Genomic DNA, 2750 nt, shown 5'->3' with positions numbered 1-2750 from the left:
AAGTGGAACCCGGCGCCCATCCGACGCGAGAGCCGGACCCTCGCCCTGCCCCAACCCCGAAAAGACCGCACCACACAAACGCGGAGTCCCCATCAGCGAACCGACGAGGACTCATGAACGATCGAGGTTAAGCCTTGTCCCGTAAATGATCTACGGCGTGCTGGCTGACTACTCGTCTTCTCGGTCACCCGGCGAGGGCGAGGTTGTGCAGGCGGGCGATGCCGAGCATGGCGTGGTGGACGCCGTCGCCTTTGAGGCGGCAGTCGCGGAGGATCTTCCAGGTCTTCATGCGGGCGAAGGCGTGCTCGACGCGGGCGCGGACTTTGCGGTGGGAGGCGTTGTGTTCCTCCTTCCAGGCCGGTAGTTCGCTCTGGCCTTTCTCTCGGCGGTGTGGGATGACCAGGCCGGTGCCGCGGTAGCCGCCGTCCGCGATGACGGTGGTCTTCCTGACGGCGGCTTTCGCCCCGGACAGCTCCCATGCCTTGCAGTCGTTGCGGTTGCCGGGCAGCGGTCGGCCGACGGCGACGACCAGGCGGGTGTCGGCGTCGATGACGACCTGGTGGTTGGTGGAGTACCTGTAGTTCTTCGACTGCTCGGCGATGCTGTGGTCCCGGGTGGGGACCAGGGTTCCGTCGACGATCAGGACGGTGTCCTTGCGGAACCGTTTGCGCTGCTGGAGCGCGAGCGAGGGGCCGAGGTGGTCGATGATGCGGTCGGCGGCCGACTTCGATACCCCGAACAACGGTGCCAGCTGCCGCAGCGTGAGGTTGGTGCGCCAGTACGCGGCGACCAGCAGGACGCGGTCCTCCAGCGGCAGACTCCACGGCCGGCCCTTGCGAACGGGGTCTGCACCCTCGCGTCGTAACGCCGTGATCAGCTTGCCGAACTGTCGCGGACTCAGTCCGCTGAACGGGGCTATCCAGGCAGGCTCCGACGCCGTGATCACACCAGTCACTGCGTGATCATTCCACCGCTTCAGGAGCTCCCTGCTCAAACGCGAGGCGGCAGCGTTCAACCTGCTCGGCCACCCGCTCCATGAACCAGCGCATGATCTCGTAGGGGATGACGTGCTCGTCGGGGCTGTGGATATGGACGGCCGGCTTCAAGCTCGGGTCCTCGTCGGGTATCACCGCCACCATGAAGGCAGCTCCGGGCAGGTGGGTCTGTGCGTTGGGAATCTCAGCCCACGCAGCCGGCGCCGGCACGGCCTCGCTCAGCTCCACACACCAGGCATCGTCCGGCAACGCGTAGTGGAACTGGACGGCGTAGTGGCGGCCTGCATGAACGCGCAGCTCTGGCATGCCCGCAGGCTGCCACAGCTGCCACGCCGGAGTCTCGCGAGTATCCGCTCAGCACCTGGTGCCGCCGCCCCACCGACTATTTGCGGGACAGCTCTTAGGCAGCGTTTAGCCGAACATCAGTCATCGCGAGCTCACCATTTGTGTCAAACGCATCGCGATTTGCCGCGACATACTCTTCGACGGTAGTCGGCTTGAATCCGCTGAGCTGCTCGACCATATTGTTAAATCCGGAATAAAATCCGTCACGGTAATCCTGCGACACCATGGCAAGATGATGCGCCCTGTCCGGCCTCCCCAAAGCTGTCAGCGCGGCAAGCATCGTCCAAATCTCTATGGGCTCGTACCGTACTTCGATGCCAAGCTCGGCCTGGACTTTCGCTGCAATGGCATACCAGTCAAGTTCCTGGGCGCCAAACAGTTCATAGATCTCACGATCATGAGGTTCGGGGTTCAGCAGGATTGCTTCAATAACCCTAGCTACGTCCTCCATTGTAATGGGAGCATGGCGGACACTACCCAGGGGTAGGCGCAAAATTCCCTTGTCGGCGCTGATACGAATCCAGAAGTTCTCTACCCAATTCATGAACAGGGTGGGCCTCAGGTGCGTGACGACCAGTGGCGTGCGGTCGAACATCCGCTCCACAATCCAATGTTGCAGGCCAATGTGGGTGGTGTCGGGACGCACACCGATCTGCGACATCTCAACGACTGCGTGCACGCCAGCATCAGTGACCGCTTGGATAAAATTTACCGCCGCCTCGATATATCCAGGACCAGGGGGATAGCTAAAGTACGCTTTGGCCACGTCAGTTGTCGCCATGCGAACATCTGCAAAGTTCAGAAGATCACACTGAACGATCTCTGCACCCCTCTCTCGCAGCCTTTCCGCTCGATCGTCCATTGTGCGCACGATTGCACGAACCGGCAGTCCACGCTCTCGCAGCAGACGGACGGTTTCTGTTCCAGACTTTCCTGTGGCGCCGGTGACTAGTATCACGCCACTGTCCATCGATTCCTTCTTCTCGGTCACTGCATGCTCCCCACGCGAGAAAGGAGGACTAAGTTACGAGTCGAACGATAAGGGCATGGCCTCAGTCTCCAAGTCAGGTACTACAGTTCACACACTTTAGAGTGCAACCATAAGCCTTGGGCGCTCTGTACGCATGTTGAGGCATCTGGCCGACACTGACCGACCTGCCTACCGGCGTGACATCAACACCACCGGTACAAATTGCGCATTGAGCTCAAGCCTTTGAGGGGACACAGTCGAACGGAGGTTCGTGTTCCTTTGGGAAAGTTTGCGGACGCTCACGGCTCTCTGTCTAACCTCGCGCTTTCACGAGTGGGCCTGTCCGAGTCTTGATCAAATAAATGGAGAGTGCTGCTGACCTGCAACGATGGGACTTGTCGAGGGTCCTGTCACTGCAAGGAAAGAAGCACTCTCCAGGT

At 60.7% G+C, this 2750-nt stretch carries 3 protein-coding genes; all 3 read right to left on the bottom strand.

What is annotated here, in order from left to right; translation table 11 throughout:
• Window positions 1-184: 184 nt before the first annotated feature.
• Window positions 185-955, bottom strand: a complete 771-nt coding sequence (locus SRB17_RS45175) for a transposase (RefSeq protein WP_323377633.1) — start codon at window positions 953-955, stop codon at window positions 185-187.
• Between the two features lie 7 nt (window positions 956-962).
• Complete coding sequence (locus tag SRB17_RS45170) at window positions 963-1301, bottom strand: hypothetical protein (protein ID WP_153548046.1); 339 nt, start codon at window positions 1299-1301, stop codon at window positions 963-965.
• A gap of 94 nt (window positions 1302-1395) precedes the next feature.
• Window positions 1396-2331 carry an NmrA family NAD(P)-binding protein gene (locus tag SRB17_RS45165; RefSeq protein ID WP_323377632.1) on the bottom strand — a complete coding sequence of 312 codons (936 nt, stop codon included), beginning with the start codon at window positions 2329-2331 and terminating at the stop codon, window positions 1396-1398.
• Window positions 2332-2750 lie beyond the last annotated feature (419 nt).

Source organism: Streptomyces sp. RB17 (assembly GCF_009604455.1).
GTDB lineage: Bacteria > Actinomycetota > Actinomycetes > Streptomycetales > Streptomycetaceae > Streptomyces.
This window is presented reverse-complemented; position numbering and strand designations above follow the sequence as displayed.